The 16,751-nt window shown below is 72.4% G+C and carries 17 protein-coding genes and 2 pseudogenes; 8 read left to right on the forward strand and 11 right to left on the reverse strand.

Going from position 1 to position 16,751, the window contains the following annotated elements; all coding sequences use genetic code 11:
- Window positions 1–11: 11 nt before the first annotated feature.
- Complete coding sequence (locus ACZ7KF_RS30520) at window positions 12–665, reverse strand: ScbR family autoregulator-binding transcription factor (RefSeq protein WP_471082010.1); 654 nt, start codon at window positions 663–665, stop codon at window positions 12–14.
- Window positions 666–909: 244 nt separating this feature from the next.
- On the opposite strand from ACZ7KF_RS30520, the gene ACZ7KF_RS30525 reads away from it, so the two are divergent.
- The 5 genes from ACZ7KF_RS30525 to ACZ7KF_RS30545 all read left to right on the forward strand — a co-directional run bounded on the left by ACZ7KF_RS30525 (window position 910) and on the right by ACZ7KF_RS30545 (window position 5,573).
- Window positions 910–1,860 carry a ScbA/BarX family gamma-butyrolactone biosynthesis protein gene (locus ACZ7KF_RS30525; protein ID WP_471082012.1) on the forward strand — a complete coding sequence of 317 codons (951 nt, stop codon included), beginning with the start codon at window positions 910–912 and terminating at the stop codon, window positions 1,858–1,860.
- 11 nt (window positions 1,861–1,871) lie between these two features.
- On the forward strand, window positions 1,872–2,840 hold the full coding sequence (locus ACZ7KF_RS30530) for an NAD-dependent epimerase/dehydratase family protein (protein WP_471082015.1): 969 nt from the start codon (window positions 1,872–1,874) through the stop codon (window positions 2,838–2,840).
- A gap of 327 nt (window positions 2,841–3,167) precedes the next feature.
- On the forward strand, window positions 3,168–3,758 hold the full coding sequence (locus ACZ7KF_RS30535; RefSeq protein ID WP_471082018.1) for a cysteine hydrolase family protein: 591 nt from the start codon (window positions 3,168–3,170) through the stop codon (window positions 3,756–3,758).
- Between the two features lie 253 nt (window positions 3,759–4,011).
- Window positions 4,012–4,419: a YciI family protein gene (locus ACZ7KF_RS30540; protein WP_471082021.1), complete on the forward strand. Its 408-nt coding sequence runs from the start codon at window positions 4,012–4,014 to the stop codon at window positions 4,417–4,419.
- Window positions 4,420–4,427: 8 nt separating this feature from the next.
- Window positions 4,428–5,573 carry an RNA polymerase sigma factor gene (locus tag ACZ7KF_RS30545; RefSeq protein ID WP_471082024.1) on the forward strand — a complete coding sequence of 382 codons (1,146 nt, stop codon included), beginning with the start codon at window positions 4,428–4,430 and terminating at the stop codon, window positions 5,571–5,573.
- A gap of 128 nt (window positions 5,574–5,701) precedes the next feature.
- Here the strand turns inward: ACZ7KF_RS30545 and ACZ7KF_RS30550 are convergent.
- The 4 genes and pseudogenes from ACZ7KF_RS30550 to ACZ7KF_RS30565 form a co-directional block, all read right to left on the reverse strand.
- Window positions 5,702–5,923 (reverse strand): annotated as a pseudogene (locus ACZ7KF_RS30550) (class I SAM-dependent methyltransferase); the annotation flags it as partial.
- Between the two features lie 286 nt (window positions 5,924–6,209).
- Entirely contained in the window at window positions 6,210–7,568 is a 1,359-nt protein-coding gene (locus ACZ7KF_RS30555) for a beta-1,3-glucanase family protein (RefSeq protein ID WP_471082027.1), read from the reverse strand.
- Window positions 7,569–7,775: 207 nt separating this feature from the next.
- Window positions 7,776–7,916, reverse strand: coding sequence for a hypothetical protein (locus ACZ7KF_RS30560; RefSeq protein ID WP_471082030.1), 141 nt, complete (start codon window positions 7,914–7,916; stop codon window positions 7,776–7,778).
- A 110-nt stretch (window positions 7,917–8,026) separates the two neighbouring features.
- On the reverse strand, window positions 8,027–8,557 hold the full coding sequence (locus tag ACZ7KF_RS30565; RefSeq protein WP_471082033.1) for a winged helix-turn-helix transcriptional regulator: 531 nt from the start codon (window positions 8,555–8,557) through the stop codon (window positions 8,027–8,029).
- A gap of 120 nt (window positions 8,558–8,677) precedes the next feature.
- On the opposite strand from ACZ7KF_RS30565, the gene ACZ7KF_RS30570 reads away from it, so the two are divergent.
- Both ACZ7KF_RS30570 and ACZ7KF_RS30575 read left to right on the forward strand, forming a co-directional pair.
- Window positions 8,678–9,190 (forward strand): SRPBCC family protein, encoded by a 513-nt coding sequence (locus tag ACZ7KF_RS30570; protein WP_471082036.1) that lies wholly within the window; start codon window positions 8,678–8,680, stop codon window positions 9,188–9,190.
- Window positions 9,190–10,239, forward strand: coding sequence for an LLM class flavin-dependent oxidoreductase (locus tag ACZ7KF_RS30575; protein ID WP_471082039.1), 1,050 nt, complete (start codon window positions 9,190–9,192; stop codon window positions 10,237–10,239). Before ACZ7KF_RS30570 ends, ACZ7KF_RS30575 begins: the two co-directional genes overlap by 1 nt.
- 112 nt (window positions 10,240–10,351) lie before the next feature.
- Here ACZ7KF_RS30575 and ACZ7KF_RS30580 read toward each other — a convergent pair whose 3' ends face one another.
- On the reverse strand, window positions 10,352–10,753 hold the full coding sequence (locus ACZ7KF_RS30580) for a Dabb family protein (RefSeq protein ID WP_471082041.1): 402 nt from the start codon (window positions 10,751–10,753) through the stop codon (window positions 10,352–10,354).
- An 83-nt stretch (window positions 10,754–10,836) separates the two neighbouring features.
- Between ACZ7KF_RS30580 and ACZ7KF_RS30585 the strand changes: the two genes are divergently transcribed.
- Entirely contained in the window at window positions 10,837–11,490 is a 654-nt protein-coding gene (locus ACZ7KF_RS30585; RefSeq protein WP_471082044.1) for a TetR/AcrR family transcriptional regulator, read from the forward strand.
- 268 nt (window positions 11,491–11,758) lie between these two features.
- On the opposite strand, the pseudogene ACZ7KF_RS30590 reads toward ACZ7KF_RS30585, so the two are convergent.
- The 5 genes and pseudogenes from ACZ7KF_RS30590 to ACZ7KF_RS30610 all read right to left on the reverse strand — a co-directional run.
- Window positions 11,759–11,860: pseudogene (locus tag ACZ7KF_RS30590) on the reverse strand (VOC family protein); the annotation flags it as partial.
- A 91-nt stretch (window positions 11,861–11,951) separates the two neighbouring features.
- Complete coding sequence (locus ACZ7KF_RS30595; protein ID WP_471082047.1) at window positions 11,952–12,920, reverse strand: SDR family oxidoreductase; 969 nt, start codon at window positions 12,918–12,920, stop codon at window positions 11,952–11,954.
- Window positions 12,921–13,127: 207 nt separating this feature from the next.
- Complete coding sequence (locus ACZ7KF_RS30600) at window positions 13,128–14,720, reverse strand: FAD-dependent oxidoreductase (protein WP_471082050.1); 1,593 nt, start codon at window positions 14,718–14,720, stop codon at window positions 13,128–13,130.
- A complete protein-coding gene (locus ACZ7KF_RS30605; RefSeq protein WP_471082052.1) occupies window positions 14,717–15,445 on the reverse strand; it encodes a methyltransferase domain-containing protein in 729 nt (242 codons plus the stop codon). Before ACZ7KF_RS30605 ends, ACZ7KF_RS30600 begins: the two co-directional genes overlap by 4 nt.
- On the reverse strand, window positions 15,442–16,725 hold the full coding sequence (locus ACZ7KF_RS30610) for a lycopene cyclase family protein (protein WP_471082055.1): 1,284 nt from the start codon (window positions 16,723–16,725) through the stop codon (window positions 15,442–15,444). Before ACZ7KF_RS30610 ends, ACZ7KF_RS30605 begins: the two co-directional genes overlap by 4 nt.
- Window positions 16,726–16,751: the final 26 nt, after the last annotated feature.

Raw genomic sequence — 16,751 nt, forward strand, 5'->3', positions numbered from 1 at the left:
AACCGGACGCGTCAGCCGGTGGACGTCCGGCCCAGTTCGGCCAGGACCTTCTCCCCCCGGTCCGGTGCCAGGTCCAGCCGGGCGAGGACACCGGGCACGGCGATACCCGGCAGGATGTAGCCCAGGAGCACCGAGACCCGCTGTTCCAGGTCCCTGCGCTCGGTCAGGACCTGCGACAGCGCCTGGACACCCGAGTACGCCCCCACCAGGACGTCGGCCGCCTCGGCGATGTCGACATGCGGCTGCAGCTCCCCGTGGTCCCACGCCTGCTGCAGACCTCGCAGGTTCAGTGCGATCCAGGAGCGGTAGGGACGTCCACGGTCGAAACTTCCGGTACTGGGTTCCATCGCGAGCCGGATACTGCCCTGCAGCATCGGATCGTGCATGAGCGCGTTCGCGAACACCATGCCGAAATCGATCAGCTCCTGCAGCTTCAGCTGGCGCGGGAGCACGGGATACGTCTCGTCGTCCAGCTGCGCCGCCAGCAGCGCCTCGGCCAGGGCGGCCTTGGAAGGAAAGTGGAAGTAGAACGCCCCCTTGGTCAGCCCCAGCCGTTCGTACACATCGCAGATCGTCGCCCCGTCATAGCCCCGCTCGGCGAAGACCGCCCCGGCCGTCTCCAAAATCCGCTGTCGCGTCCGCAACCCCTGGCGCCGCTGTGCCACAGATCCTCCCCACCCCGACACCCTCGCTGTCACCCGCGAAGCGCCCCGTCGCACCCGACACCTCTCCCGGCCCGGGAGCCAGGACGACCCACCCGCCTGTTCGCGGGCCGGGCCGGGCGGGGCCGCACCGCGACACGGCAGCCACCCGGATGTGCATTGATCGACATTCCCCCTTGCCCGTATGTTACGCAATGGGATCGAACTAACGCTCCCACAGGGCAAGTTGAGGCTACAGGGGGATCGCGTGACATCACCTGCCGAACGCTCGACAGGCACCGTGGACAAGCACCTCGTACATCGCCACCACGACAGCGAGGTCTTACCCGTCAGCTGGACCAGACACAGCGCCACCCACTACACCGTCACCGTCCGCTGGCCCCACGACCACGCCTACTTCACCCCCCTCCAGGGCCGCCACTCCCCCCTGATCCTCACCGAGACGCTTCGCCAGTGCGCCCTCCTCCTCGCCCACGCCGAACTCGGGGTCCCACCCGGCGAACACTTCGTCATCCGCACCCTCCGCTTCACCGCCGACCCCCACCACCTCACCACCCACGCCGACCACGGCCCCGTCGACGTCGACGTGACCCTCACCGACATCCGGCGCCGTGGCCGCGCACTGGCCGGCATGAACTGCCACATGATCATCCGTCACCGCGGTCAGGTCACCGCCCGAGGCGGCGGCGAACTCCTCATCACCACCCGCGCCGCCTACCAACGCCTCCGCTCCGCCCAGCTGGCCGCCCAGCCCCCCACACCGCAGTGCCCCCTCGCCCCGCACCTCGTCGGCAAGACCCGCCCCGAGGAAGTCGTCCTCACCCCCACCGCCACCCCCCACCAGTGGCAACTCCGCCTCCCCACCACCAACCGCGCCCTCTACGACCACCCCAACGACCACTTCCCCGGCATCGTCCTCGCCGAAGCCGCCTTCCAAGCCGCCCACGCCCACGGCGCCGGCGCGTACTACCCCCGGAACTTCACCATCAGCTTCCACCGCTACGCCGAGTTCGCCACCCCCTGCACCATCTCCGCGCACACCGCGCGCAGCGCCCAGAGCACGGGAACGACCGAGATATCCGGCCATCAGAACGGTCACCGCATCTTCGAGGCCACCCTCGACAACGCTCTCCCCGCCGACTCGACCCCGCAGCCCGCCGCCCCGCCCACCCACGCCTCCCCCACTCCGCAGAGGTGAGCCACCACCCCATGACCCGGCCCCTCGTCCTCGTCACCGGCGCCACCGGGTTCGTCGGCACGCAGGTCCTGCACGCACTGCGCACGCCCCTGCCCGGATCCCCCGCGCCACGCCTGCGCCTGCTCACCCATGACCGCGTGCCCGCCCACCTCGCTCCCGGCGACGAGGTGGTCCACGGCGACCTGACCGACCCCGCCTCACTGCGCGGCCTCTGCGAAGGCGCCGACACCCTCCTGCATCTGGCCGCACGCATCACGGGCACCGAAGAGGAACTGCGCGCGGTCAACGTAGGCGGCACCGAGGCCCTCCTCCGGGAAGCGCAGCGCGCCGGGACCGGCCGCGTCCTTCAACTGGGCACCGCCGCCGTCTACGGTGACGGCCCGCATCACGGTGACCCCGGGGCCGCCCCCCGCCCGGCCCCCGTCTCCGCCACCAGCGAGACCCGGCTCGCCGGCGAGACCGCCGTTCTCGCCGCCGGGGGCACCGTCCTGCGCCCCCATCTCATCTACGGCCGCGGCGACACCTGGGTCGTCCCCTCCCTCGTCGCCCTCCTCCAGCGTCTGCCGCACTGGGTCGACCACGGCCGGGCCCGCCTGTCGATGATCCGCGTCGACCGCCTCGCCACCGCCATCGCCCGCCTCGCCCGGTCCACCACCATCCCCCACGCGACCGTCTTCCACGCCGATCACCCCGAACCCGTCACCGTCCGCACCCTCATCACCACCGTGGCCCACCACCTGGGGCTCCCTCTCCCCCAGGACGACATCACCACCGAGCAGGCCCACGACCGCTTCGGGACCCGCCACAACCCCACCCTGCGCCGCCGCCTCAACCTCCTCACCCAGGACCACTGCTTCGACAGCGTCCCCCTCTGGCGCCATCTCGACCTGGATCCCGGGCCCGCCTTCACGGACGCCTTCGCGGACACCGCCCCGTGGTACCGGGCGCACCTCGACATCCCGCCGACCGGCGCACCCTGACCACCGCCCGCCGCAACCGCGGGAAGGCCCCCGGCCCGCGCGGTTGCGACCGACAAGCAGTCGGGCGCCCCGCGGCCATCGCGCTGCACGGCACCGGGCCGGTCAGGCCCGCTCGCCCGCACCGGCCCCTGCCGTGATCCCTTCGGCAGGGACCTTTCGCGCGAGGTGCCGAAGCTCCCGCACAGCGAGCCGACCGCGCTCCCCGATGTCCGTATCTGCGGTTCGGATGTCATTGCCGACATGTCTCGGGGTCCCGTACGGTTCACATCGGGTCACCGCGTAGTGCCCCAAATCCACTGTCGAGCACACCACTTGAAGGGGACAGGCATGTCCACCACCACTCTGCGTGAGCTGAACTCGTTCGACGACACCCCCGCGTCGCTCGCGTCCGCCACGGTGATCCTGATCGACTACCAGAACACCTACACCCAGGGCGTCATGGAGCTGGAAGGCTGGAAGGAGGCCCTGGACGCCGGGGCCGAGCTGCTCTCGCGGGCCCGAGCGGCCGGCGCGAAGGTCATCCACGTCGTCAACGACGGCGGCGAGGGCACTCCGTACGACATCCGCGCGGAGATCGGCCGGATCCACCCGAAGGTCGCGCCGGTCGACGGCGAAGAGACCGTGGTGAAGACCAAGCCGAACGCGTTCCTCGACACCGACCTCGGGGCCCTGGTGGACGCGGCCGGGAACGACGATGTCGTGATCGCCGGGTTCATGACGCACATGTGCGTCGCCTTCACCGCGCAGGGCGCGTTCCTGCGGGGCAACCGGCCCACCGTGGTCGCGGACGCCTCGGCGACCCGGCCGCTGCGGACGTCGGTCGCCGAGGTCTCCGCCGAGGCGCTGCACCACGGTGCGCTCGCCACGATCGGCGACCTGTACGGCGTGGTGGTGCCGTCGGCGGCGCAGCTCGGCTGACCCCGCCGACTCGCTGCGGGAAGGCGCACCCGTGCCCGCCTGGCGCGCCTTCCCCGCACCCGCCACCGGTACACACTGTTCCGTGCGCCGGAAAACAGATCGCAAGCTCCATTGATGCAGCCGGCACACGCCGATCCTGCTGCTGATCGCCTGCGGAAAAAACTTTCCCGACGATGTCGAGAACCCGTGGCCGGCTCCGTCCCCGTGGTGACAGCGACCACAATGGGTCGCCTCAGCACGAAGGAGTAGGACGATGGCGAAGTACTTGCTGCTCAAGCACTACCGCGGCGCTCCGGCACCGGTGAACAACGTGCCGATGGACCAGTGGACGCCGGAGGAGATCTCGGCGCACGTGCAGTACATGCGCGACTTCGCGGCCCGGCTGGAGGAGACCGGTGAGTTCGTCGACGCTCAGGCGCTCGCGTCCGAGGGGACGTTCGTGCGGTACGACGGTGAGGGGCGCCCGCCGGTCACCGACGGCCCGTTCGCCGAGACCAAGGACCTCATCGCCGGCTGGATGGTGATCGACGTCGACAGCTACGAGCGTGCCGTCGAGCTGGCCGGGGAGCTGTCGGCGGCCCCCGGGGCGGGCGGGGAGGCGATCCACGAGTGGCTCGAGCTGCGCCCGTTCCTGGCCGAGCCGCCCACCGTCACGGAGTGACCTCGGCCATGAACGAGGACCTGCTCCGGAGCCTCACGCCGAGCGTCCTCGGCATCCTCGTCCGCCGCGGAGCCGACTTCGCGGCGGCCGAGGACGCCGTACAGGACGCGCTGGTCGAGGCGGTCCGCGTCTGGCCGGCCGATCCGCCCCGGGACCCGAAGGGCTGGCTGGTCACCGTGGCCTGGCGCCGCTACCTCGACGCGACCCGGGCGGACACCGCCCGGCGCCGGCGTGAGGACCTGGTCGACGAGGAGCCGGCGCCCGGTCCCGCGCCCGCGGTGGACGACACACTCCAGCTGTACTTCCTGTGCGCCCATCCTTCCCTGACGCCGGCGTCGGCGGTCGCGCTCACGCTGCGCGCCGTCGGCGGTCTCACCACCCGTCAGATCGCCCAGGCCTACCTGGTGCCGGAGGCGACCATGGCGCAGCGGATCAGCCGGGCCAAGCGCACCGTCTCCGGGGTGCGGTTCGACCAGCCCGGAGACGTCGCTACCGTGCTGCGCGTCCTGTACCTGGTGTTCAACGAGGGCTACTCCGGCGACGTCGACCTGGCCACCGAGGCCGTCCGGCTCACCCGGCAGCTCGCGGCCGTGATCGACCACCCCGAGGTGGCCGGGCTGCTCGCCCTCATGCTGCTCCACCACGCCCGGCGCGCCGCCCGGACCGCACCCGACGGCAGCCTGGTGCCGCTCGCCGAGCAGGACCGCGGCCGGTGGGACACCGTGTCGATCGCCGAGGGCGTCGAGATCCTCCAGGCGGCCCTCGCCCGCGACCGGCTGGGCGAGTTCCAGGCCCAGGCCGCCATCGCGGCCCTGCACGCCGACGCGCCCACCGCCGAGGAGACCGACTGGGTGCAGATCGTGGAGTGGTACGACGAGCTGGCGCGCCTGACCGACAGTCCGGTCGTCCGGCTCAATCGCGCGGTGGCCGTGGGCGAGGCCGACGGACCGCGCGCCGGCCTGGCGGCCCTGACCGCGCTGGACGCCTCCCTGCCCCGCTACACCGCGGTGGCGGCGTACCTCCACGAGCGTGACGGCGATCTGGCGACGGCGGCACGCTTGTACGCCGAGGCGGCCCACAAGGCGTCCGATCTGGGCGAACGCGACCACCTGACCCGCCAGGCCGCCCGGCTCAACGTCCGCCTGCGCGGCTGACGCGTCGAGCGGGGGAAGTGGCTGCGGTCCCGCGCGTCCGGGGCGCCGCACCCATGGTCCGGGCGGCCGATCGGTCAGGCACGGCAGCGCAGCATCTCCAGCGGCGGGTTGGCGAGGAGGTCCGCCCAGAGGAAGCTCGGCACCTCCCCGTAACGGATCAGCGGCAGGGACTTGAAACCCTCGAATGCCTCGCCGATCTCGTCGTACTGCTGCACGCTCACGTGCCGCCCCCTCCTGTGCCTGCTCCTGTAGATGGCCGCGGCGGTCCTCCGGGTGCGGGACCCTCGGGTCACGGCCGTGGCAGGAAGTCTCCCTCCGCCCCGTGCGGACGCCGTACTGGCAGATGACACGAAGAAGTCGACCCCCTCTGCCCTCGTCCTACAACCGCTCAGGGCCCTCCTGCCGGCCGGTCGCGACCGGCACACCGCGGGCGGTCCGCGGTGATCACCCCGAGGGCGGATACAGCGGGGCTCCCGTCAAGTGGCGAAGTGAACACACAGGTTGACCACTCATCCGAGAGCCACCGCACGGGCCGCCGATCGCGCGCCCCGGCAGGCTTCGAGCCCACGCGCCCCGGTCCGCTCGGTGGGGCACCGAGCGGACCGGGGCGCGAAGGTCTGAGCGGCTTAAGGACGGCTACCAGCCGACGGCCACCATCAGCCACTGCGGGTTCGCATGGGAGATGAAGGACGACTGACCCGCGACATCGTCGTAGGGGAAGCCGTAGGCGAGGTGGTTGATGGCGTTGTCGTGCCAGAACTTGGCGTAGTGGTTCGCGGGCGCCGCCTTGTAGTACTGCGCCGGGTCGGCCTGCTGCGAGGCGGGCAGCGTGGCCACATGGCGGTTGAGGGCGGCGCACATGTCGGGGTTGGCGGCCAGCGCCGCCGCGCAGCCGAAGATGTCGGAGGTGGCCGCGTTGACGCCGACCGACTGGGCGTACGAGGTGAAGTAGTTCGCGTGGGCGCCGCCCGCCCGGAAACTCGGGTCACTGCCGGGCGCGATGATCCGGTACGGGGCCTGGGTCTGGGCCAGCACCTTGAACTGGTCCGGTACCGCGTTGGTGAAGCGCTGGAAGGTGGCCGCGCGGTCCTCGGCGAAGGTCTGCCGGTTCTCGCCGACTTCGGTGTCGTAGCCGTCCCTGCTGTGCAGGCGCATGGCCAGTTTGAGGCCGAAGGCGTCGACTCGGGTGGTGTTGCCGTTGAAGACGTTGTTGCCGACCGTGAACTCGATGAAGTCGTAGTACGGGCTGTTGGGTGAGCCGAGGTAGAAGTACATGCGGCCCGCCGAGTTCGCCGGCATGTCGAGGTAGGGCTGTTCGGCGATGGAGTGGACCTGGCCGTTGAAGCTCCAGTACACCTGGCTATCGGGGTACTTGCCGTTGGTGCGGTTGAGGATCTTCACCTCCACCGCGTTGGTCGCGGGGGGTATGTCGCTGGTGCTGCCCCAGAAGTCGTCCGGCGGGACGGTGCCACCGCCGGGGCCGTAGACCTGGAACTCCCACAGGGAGTAGCCGTACTGGGTCGCTCGCGTGGTTCCGTGGACGCGGACGTAACGGCCGCTGCCGGCGATGCCGAGCTCCTGGGTGCCGCCCGTGCCCGTGGTGGTCGAGTAGAGCGTGGTCCAGTTCTGCGCGTCGCTGGACGTCTGGATCTGGAAGGCCTTGGCGTAGGCGGCCTCCCAGTTCAGGCTGACGCGCGTGAGTTGCTGGACGGAGCCGAGATCCACCTGGAGCCACTGCGGGTCGGCGAAGGCGGAGGACCAGCGGGTGCCGGTGTTCCCGTCGACGGCCGCGCCCGCGGCGAACGCCCCGCTCTCGACGGAGGAAGCCGTGGCGGGCCGGCCCTGGGACAGCAGTTGGTCGGCGGCGCGCGCGGGCGACGGTGTCAGGACGGCGAAGCAGGCCGCGATCAGGATCACGACCAGGCCGAGAGCGGTGCGGGAGCGGGCCGTGTCGGCGGCTGGTCTGGACGCGGGTGCGCTGGCAAGAGTCTGCATGCACGATCTCCTCAAGCCGGTTCGGCGTGCGGGGGGTCAGGAGCAACAGCAGGCGTGAGAGCGCTCTCTCCGCGTTGTAGTCGTACCGGTATCCGACGTCAACAACTGAAGCCGAAATCGTTGAAGTTCAGGGGAGTCACGGGTCCGGCCGGTCAGTGCGTTCGAGCACTGATCCATCGCATGGGCTGTACCGCCCCCTTCCTTTCATCACTTGTCGAATCCGGTACGGACCTTCCAGGTGAGCAGAGCCGCTGAATCGCCGAGGACCGGAGTGTGAGTGCCGAGCGGGCGCTGCTGCGCGACCTGTGGCGAGCCACCACGGCTGCCGACTCCGACCGCTGACGCCACGGCCCGGTTTCCTTGCCCGGCTGCCCGGCGCCACCGTCGACTCCGCTGCTCCGGGGGTACGCGCGGCAGTGGATGCCGGGTTCTCCGCCGCTCTGCGGGAATCGGACGCGTCAGGACGACACGGACCGGGGTTCCTCCGGGGCGTCGAGCCGGAACCGTCGGCGGACGTCCGGGCGGTCGAGCAGTTTGGGCGGGTAGCCCGGGCCGGGCCGCGGAGTGACGTCTTCCCAGGTGAGCGGCTCCTTGCAGTGGGAGCAGACCACCTCGGCGCGGGTGTCGTGACCGCAGGGCTCATGGCGGGCGGCGACCGGGGCCCCCGCCTCCCCGGCGAGCCACCGGTCGCCCCAGGCGGTGATGGCCAGGATCACGGGAAAGAAGTCGCGGCCCGACTCGGTGAGCAGGTACTCGTGCCGGAGCGGCTGGGTCTCGTAGACGCGCTTCTCCAGGAGGCCCGCGTCGACCAGGCGGCGGAGGCGTTCGGCCAGGGTGTTGCGGGCGATGCCCAGTTCCTGCTGGAAGTCGTCGAACCTCCGGATGCCGTAGAACGCCTCCCGCAGCACCAGAGGGGTCCACCGGTCTCCGAGCAGATCCATGCTCCGGGCGACCGAGCAGGGCCAGTTCGCGAACGTCGTACGCCTCATGCCCCGATGATACGGGTCTCTTCTTGAAACTCAGCAGGCAAATGCCCGACTCCGGACCTTGCGGGGGTCAGTCTCAATACGCAACTATGCACGTCAAGACTGAGGAGGAGGCACATCACCGTGGAATGGACGGGACAGGTCTACGCGGACGCCCCGACGGTGTCCGTGAGCACGTACATCGACGCCCCGGTGGAGCGGGTGTGGGCGCTGGTGAGCGATATCCACCTGATGCCACGGCTGAGTTCCGAGCTTCAGGAGGTGGAGTGGCTGGACGGAGTGACCGCCCCGCGGCCGGGAGGGCGCTTCATCGGGCGCAGTGCCCATCCCTCCTTGGGCACCTGGGAGACGATCAGCACTGTCGTGGACTGTGCGGCCCCGCAGCGCTTCGGCTGGGCGGTGGGCGACCCTGACCGCCCCTCCAGCGTGTGGCGTTTCACGCTGACCCGGCGGGACGCGGGGACGGTGCTGGAGCAGTGGGCGCAGATGGGGCCGGCGCCTTCCGGGCTGACCTTCGCCATCGACGCCATGCCCGACAAGGAGCAGAAGATCGTCTTCGTCAGGCTCCGGGAGTTCGAGACCGGGATGAAGGCCAACCTCGCCGCCCTCAAGCACCTCGCGGAACAGGAGAAGTGATGCGCACCGCGACCACCATCGAGGCATCGGGCGGCGGCGCCTGGCGGGAGACCGTCGACTTCGTCCTGGAGGCCGAGAAGCTGGGGCTGGACATCTGCTGGATGGCCGAGGCCTGGGGCAGCGACGCTCCCTCGCCGCTCGGGTACCTGGCCGCACGCACCCACCGGATGCTGTTGGGTTCCGGCGTCATCCAGCTCGCCACCCGCTCCCCCGTGACCATCGCCCAGACCGCGATGACCCTCGCCCAGCTCTCCGAGGGCCGCTTCCTTCTGGGGCTGGGCGCGTCCGGACCCCAGGTCATCGAGGGCCTGCACGGCATCCCGTTCAGCCGCCCGCTGACCCGGATGCGGGAGACGGTCGAGATCGTGCGCAGTGCCTTCACCGGGGAGAAGATCGCCTACCGGGGCCGCCAGTTCACCATCCCGCTGCCCGACGGCGAGGGTCGCCCCATGCGGCTCAGCCTCGCGCCGGTGTCCGTCCCGGTGTACCTCGCCACTCTGTCACCGAAGATGCTGGAACTCACCGGCGAGCTCGCCGACGGCTGGCTCGGCACGAGCTTCGTCCCGGAAGGGGCCGACGCCTACTTCACCCATCTCGACACCGGGCTCGCCCGCGCCGGCCGCACCCGGGCAGAGCTCGACGTCTGCCAGGGAGCCGAGATCAACATCGTGGCCGACGAAGGCGACCTCGCCGACATCGTCGGCAGCCGCAAGAGGGAGCTGGCCTTCTCCCTGGGCGGCATGGGTTCCGGCTCCACCAACTTCTACAACAACGCCTACAGCCGACAGGGATGGGCCGACGCGGCCGCCCAGGTGCGGGAACGCTGGCAGGCGGGTGACCGTGACGGCGCCGCCGGGTTGATCACCGACGAGATGGTCCTGGCCACCACCCTGATCGGCACCGAGGACATGATCCGCGACCGCCTGAAGGTCTGGCAGGAGGCGGGCGTGGACACCGTACGCCTGTACCCCGCCGGGGACACCCTGGAGGCCCGCATCGGGAACCTCGGCCGGGGGATCGACCTCGTTCACTCGGTCGCGCCCCGGTAGAACCCGCGCGGCGGGTGATGCTGTGCAGCGGGACGGCCGCCGAGCCCACCCACTCGGGAGTGGACCTCGACGGCCGTCCGTCGTGCAGCGCTGGGGGCCGGCCTGGCCCGCGCTACGCGACCCTGATGTCCACAAGTGGTGCGAGTCGGGCGGCCCACTCCGGGTACATCGCCGTCTTCCGCTCGTGCAGCGCCATGATCTTGTCGCCGAGCAGCGGGTCGGGGTCGTCGGAGAGATCGGGGCCGATCGCGATCCGGGCCAGGTGCGGGAGGATGTCGTCGTCACCCGCCAGGTGGACCGGGTCGTGCATGTACCGCTCCAGGGCGGCCAGGTCCTCGATGCCCACGCAGTAGGCATGGGTGAAGCCCTCCGCGGGGTCGCCCAGGCTCTGCCCGACCGTCGCGAACGACACGGACTCCACGGACGCCGTCCGCCGCATCAGCGTGAGCACCCGGTCCTTCTGCTCCTCGGTCGTACCGTCCTTGAAGGCGAAGCGCAGCAGGTGAACGATCACGGTCCTGGTCCCTCCCCATGGGCTCTTCTGAACCCACTGGTTCAGTAAAGCGTCCCGATCGGTTCAAGGATTAGACTGAACCCATGAGTTCAGTTGCGTCAAGTGGCGCCAGGGGAACGGGGCGTGGGCGCGCCGACAAGCGGCAGGCGATCCTGGACGCCGCCTTCACCGTGTTCGCGCGGCGCGGCTACGCGCAGGCGTGCGTGCAGGAGATCGCGGAAGAGGCGCACGTCGCCAAACCGACGGTCTACAGCCACCTGAACGACAAGGAGACCCTTTTCCGTCACACCGTCGAGGCGGCGGCCGACGCTCTGACAACGGAGATCCTCGCGGTCGTCGAGCGGCTGCGCGACCTGGCCCCGGACGACGACCTCAGGGCGGCGCTCACGGACATCGCCCGGCGCCTGCTGCGGATCTGCTGCGACCCACGCGCCCGGTCGCTGCGCTGGTTGACGTATTCCCAGGTGGCTGCGTTTCCCGACCTGGTCGAGACCGTGCAGGAGCGCACCGCGCACCGCCCCCGCACGGCGTTCGCCGATCGGCTGGCCCGCCTGTCGCTCGACGGGCGGCTGCGCCGGTGCGACCCGGAGCAGGCCGCCGAACAGTTCCTCGCCCTGCTCACCGGTCCCTTGGAGGCACGCTCCGGGCTGGGGACCCGCCGCGTCCCCGCCGCCGAGCTGCGCGACCTGGCGGACGCGGCCGTGGACACGTTTCTGCGGGCCTACGGCAACGAATGAGTTGTGTCCGGGGGCGACACCGCCGCGCGGAAGGTCTCCCGGGGAGTCAGCACCAGGCCGCGCCGCACCGCTCCGCCGCTGCGACCGGTTTCGCGTACGGGAACGAGCCCGCCCCTCCCCCGTACCTCACGTGCCGTTGCTGGAGCCGACTGTGTGATCGGTGCCCGCGGACAGCGTGGGAGCGGCGAGGACGGACACCGACTTCGGCGTCGTCGTCCTCGGGGCGGGCCCCGGCGGGCAGGTGGCCGCCTCAGGTGACACGGAGCCGTCAGAGTGGGTTGAGGCGGGCCTTGAACAGACAGAACTCATTGCCCTCGGGGTCGGCGAGGACGTGCCAGGACTCCTCGCCGGTCTGACCGATGTCGGCCGGGCCTCCGAGGTCGTCTTCATGCTCCGACCGTACGTCGCAGCCCGGGACGATCGGCTTTCGGCTGCGCACCGGTCCGCCGGCTCCCTGCGGGTCAGTCTGCCCGGCCGCCCCGCCGCGGACGCGTCGCGGAGCGGCGCGCGTTCCAGTCGGCGAGGCCGCCCGCGCCCAGGACGCCGGTACCGGCTGCGAACTCCGCCTCGCTCCGGTGCCGCAGCTCGCGCCGGGAGACACGGCCCACGAGGGCGGGGAAGACGGGGCGCAGCGGCTGGCACCAGCGCAGCCAGGGCGGCGCGTAGACGCGGGGGGCGCGGCGGGCGATGCCGGCGGTGAGCAGGCCGGCCACCCGCGCCGGGGTCTGGACGCGGCGGGCGAACCGGGGCTGGTGTGCGCGCAGGGCCCGCAGCACCGGGTTGTCGTCGATGCCGTCGATCATGTCGGTGCCGGTCCAGTGCAGGTAGGCGACGCCGACGGCGATGCCGTCGGGTTCGAGTTCGCAGCGCAGGGCCTGGGCGAAGGACTCCGCGCCGGCCTTGGAGGCGCAGTAGGCGCTCATCATGGGCGCGGAGCCGAAGGCGGCGGTGGAGGCGACCTGGAGGAAGTAGCCGCGAGTGCGGGTGAGTTGGGGCAGGAAGGCCCTGGCGGTGTTGGCCGCACCGGTCAGGTTGACGTCGATGACCCGCTGCCACAGGTCGGCTCCGGTGTCGCGGAAGGGCCCGCTGACGGCGATGCCCGCGTTGGCCACGACCACGTCGGCGGGGCCGAGCCGTGCCTCGACGTCGCGTGCGGCGGCGTCCAGGGCGGCCGGGTCGGTGACGTCCGCCTCCACGCACAGGGTGGGCGAGGGCAGCCCGGCCGCCGCCTCCCGCAGCCTGTCCGCCTCCCGGCCGAGCAGCGCCACCCGCATGCCGGCCTCGGACAGCGCGGCGGCCAGGGCCGCGCCGACACCGCGGGCGGCTCCGGTGACGACCGCTACGCGTCCGCGCAGTGGTGAGGCACCGGTGTGGGGGCTCGGGGGGCGGGCGATGCCGTGACGGCCGAGCCCTCGTCCGGTTGTCTTCATGGTCCTCGTCTCCTGCCACCGGGTCTCCCCCAGCGGCCTACCTGCGTCCTCGTCACCTGCCACCGGTACCCCTGCGGGCCCGGCACCGGTTCCCCGTGCGGGTCCTGTCACCGGGTCCGCTCTCCCCTCCCCCCTCGGCTTTGCGGCGTCCTCGTCGCCGAAGGCGCCGTTCGGGTCGGCGGGACCGGCTCGGTCCCGCGAGGCACCTCAGCCCGGCCGGCCGCGGACGGCGGGCGTCCGCCCCTGCGCGGCCAGGGTTCTGAGCAGCGCGCTCCGCCCGCGGTCCGGCACCGTCCACAGGGTCTGCCCCCGCACCCCCCACTGCTCCAGCAGGGCGTTGGCCGCGAGGAAGCCGCTCGTCGCCGCCCGTTCCATGAGCGCCACGGGCAGGCCGGTGCGGACCAGGTCGCCGGCGACGACCAGTCGAGGGTGCGGGGTGCGAACGGTGGGGCGGTCGCCGTAGCCGCCCACCGGGAACAGGGGGCAGTCGTCGTGCCATTCGTGGCAGGCCTCGACGACCGTGGCCGTGCGGGTCTCCGGGCAGACGCGGTGCAGTTGGCCGAGGAGACGCTTCTCCTCGACGTCCCGGGGGGCGTCGGGCGGGACGGCGTAGGCGTGCAGTTCGACGACGGAGCCGCCGGTGCGCGCGTGCCAACGGGCCGCCTCGGCCTCGTAGCGTTCGAGCACGCTGACGTTGTCGAGGGAGCCGAAGCCGCTGGTGCCGAGGAAGCCGGGCCGGTCGGGTGCGACGGGCCGGTCCAGCCACAGGCGGCTGACCAGGAAGGGCGGGGCGGTGCGCAGCCGTCCGATCCGCTCGCGCCAGGGCGCGTCGCCCAGCTGTCCGCAGCGGGCGACCAGCGAGCGCAGCCCGGTGGTGTCCAGGGCGAGGACGACCCCGTCGTGACGGCGCTCGTCCCGGTCGGAGGCGACCACGAGGCCGTCGTCCGGGGCGGGCGCGATGTGCTCGACGGCCGTGCCGGTCCGCACCTCGGCGTGGTGCCGGGCCAGATAGCCGGCGAGCGGGTCCCACAGGGCGGACGGGAAGGGGGCGCGGGGCACGTCGAACAGCAGCCCTTCGGCGGAGCCGAGGAAGTAGATGTGGAACATCAGCGCCATCTCGGCCGCAGACAGCTCCCGCGGGTCGGCGAAGAAGCTGCGGGAGAACACCTCGAAGGCCAGGTGACGGGCGCTTTCGGGGAAGCGCACGGCGTCCAGGAAGTCGTGGGCGCTGGTGTCGTCCAGGCGGTCGTACACCTCGGGCACGCGCACGTCGAGCAGCGGCAGGGCCGCCACGGGGTCCATGACGCGCAGGTCCGCGAGCCGGAAGGAGGGGCTGAGCGCGACGAAGCCGAGGGCGCTGAACGGCGGGGTGCGCGGGACGTGCCGGAAACTGTCGCGGAGGCCGTCGGCGTGGAGCAGCGGGTAGTCGGGGAGGCCGGTGAGCCGTCGGAGGCCGGGGTCGGTCCGGCGGAGCAGTCCGCGCAGGTTGTAGTACTGACGGAAGAACGCGTGGAAGCCGCGGCTCATGGTCGCTGTGGTGCCGTCGCGCAGTTCGGTCGGCCATCCGCCGACCCGCCCTCCGAGGTACGGCCGCTTCTCGTACAGGGTGACGGCGACTCCGCGCTCGGCGAGGACCGTGGCGGCGGCCAGGCCGGCGATGCCCGCGCCGACCACCGCCACCGACGGCGGGGTCCCCGGTACCCGGGGGGCGCCGGGCCGGGCCGGCAGGATCCGGGCCCGCCGGTCGCGTCCCCGGCGTGCGGCGCCACGGTGTGGGGCGCCCCGGTGGGGGATCCTCATGCGTTCCCCCTCGGCTCGTGCGCCCGGCGGGCGACGAAGGTGTGGGTGATGCCCGTCTGCCAGCCCGGCAGCGGCAGGGTGCGGACCTGGTCGAAGCCGGCCGCGCCGAGCCGCCGCGCGAACCGCCCGGCGGAGTCGAACTCCACCACGCTGCGCCACAGGTGCCGGTACAGCGGACCGTCCCCCAGCAGGGTCGCGACAGGCTGTACGGCGCCTCGGCACACCAGCGTCCACACCGCGCGGTCGGCGCGCCGCCCGCTCAGGGTGTACTCGTGCACGCCGAGCCGGCCGCCCGGCCGCAGCAGTCCGCGCACGAGGGCGAGGACGGCGTCGGGGTCGGCGACGTTGCGGAAGAGGTAGGCCGCGAAGACCGCGTCGAAGGGGCCGTGCACCCCGGCCTCGGACAGCCGCTCGGCGGGGGCGTGCACGAACCTCACCCCGTCCGCCCACGGCTTGGCCGCGGCCCGCCGGAGCATGCCGGCCGAGGCGTCCACGGCCGTGATGTCAGCGGCGGGCAGGACGGACCGCAGCGCGGCGGTGGAGGCGCCGGTGCCGCAGCCGAGGTCGAGCAGGCGCACCCCCTGCCCGTGCCCGGGCAGGCCGAGCCGGCGCACCGAGCGGCGCAGGTGGGCGTGGTAGCCGGGGTTGGCGGCCACGAGCGTGTCGTAGCTGCGGGAGGCGTGGTCGAAGGCGGCGGCGAGGTGCTCGTCGCGCAGCAGCGTCATGCGGTCTCCGTCGGGGGGAGAGGCGGGGTGGACAGGCCCGGCGCGGCAGGCGGCGGGGTGGCGGGGCGGGGCGAGAACCGTGGCGGGGCGGGCAGGTCGAAGGGGCGGCGGGGCAGGTGGGGCAGTTCCAGGGCGGAGCGCAGCATCGGCCCGACGGGCGTACGCAGGCCGATGGACAAGTCCTCGTGCAGGCGGGTGCCTTCGTCGAGGAAGCGCAGCAGCCGTGCCATGGGCACGCGGGCGAACAGGCGGCAGAACAGTTCCGGGCCGTCGGCCCGGCCGCTGTCCAGGGCCCGCAGCAGGACGGCGTCCATGGCGCGGGAGCGCGCCGAGTGGGCGGCCGGCGGCACCGGGCGGCGCCCGCGGCGCAGGGCGTCGGCAACGGCCTCGGTCTGGCGCTGCAGTCCGGCGAAGGTGTAGCCGGTGGCGGGGCGGGTCGCTCCGCCTGCCGCGCCGATGCGGAAGACGGAGGCGCCGACCTGCCGCGGGATCGGCGCGTCGGTCATCGGGATGACACCGGTCTCGGTGGCCAGGACCTGCCGTTCGCCGAGCCGCAGCACCTGGTCGGCGTAATGCCGCACGGCGGCCTCGTAGCGGTCCGGCGTGAGGGTGCGCGGGGAGAACTCGGTGTACTCCACGAGCGCCTCGTACGGCCCGAGCGGCAGGACGTAGCCGAAGGACAGGCCGTGGGCGGGCTGCGGGGTACGGAAGTCCATCAGCTCCGCGGTGGCCGGGTCGAAGGCGGGCCGGGCGGTGCGCACGAACCAGCCGTGAAAGTGCTGCAGCAGGGTGGTGCGAGCGGCCGGCAGGCTGCCCGGGGGGCGGGAGTCCAGCACCCAGCGGGCGCTGAGCACCCTCGTCCGGCCGTCGGTGTCCCTCAGATGGACGTGCGCGCCACCGGGTACGTCCTCCACCGTTTCGACGGTCGCTTCCAGCCGCCGGACGTTGGGGCTGCCGGCCAGGTCCCGGCAGACCATGCGTTCGAAGTCGTCGGAGCGGATCATCCGGTACCGCAGCGGGGCGATGTCCCCCTCGATCGGGGCGCCGGTGCGCGGGCGCACCCTCAGCCGCCGCCACTCCGCGCGCACCGCGGCGTCGAACCGCCCGGGTCCCGCCGCCCAGTGGCACCAGGTACGCGGTGGCGGCCGTAGCGGACCGGGCGGCGCGTCCACCAGCACCACGGACGGTGTCCGCAGGCCGGGAACGTGTCCGGCGAGCCGGTGGGCCAGGGACAGCCCGGCGGCGCCCGCCCCCACGACGGCAACGTCCGTCTCCGGCACGGCGCCTCCCTCTCCTCGGTCTGCTT

It is taken from the genome of Streptomyces sp. NPDC038200, assembly GCF_055600785.1.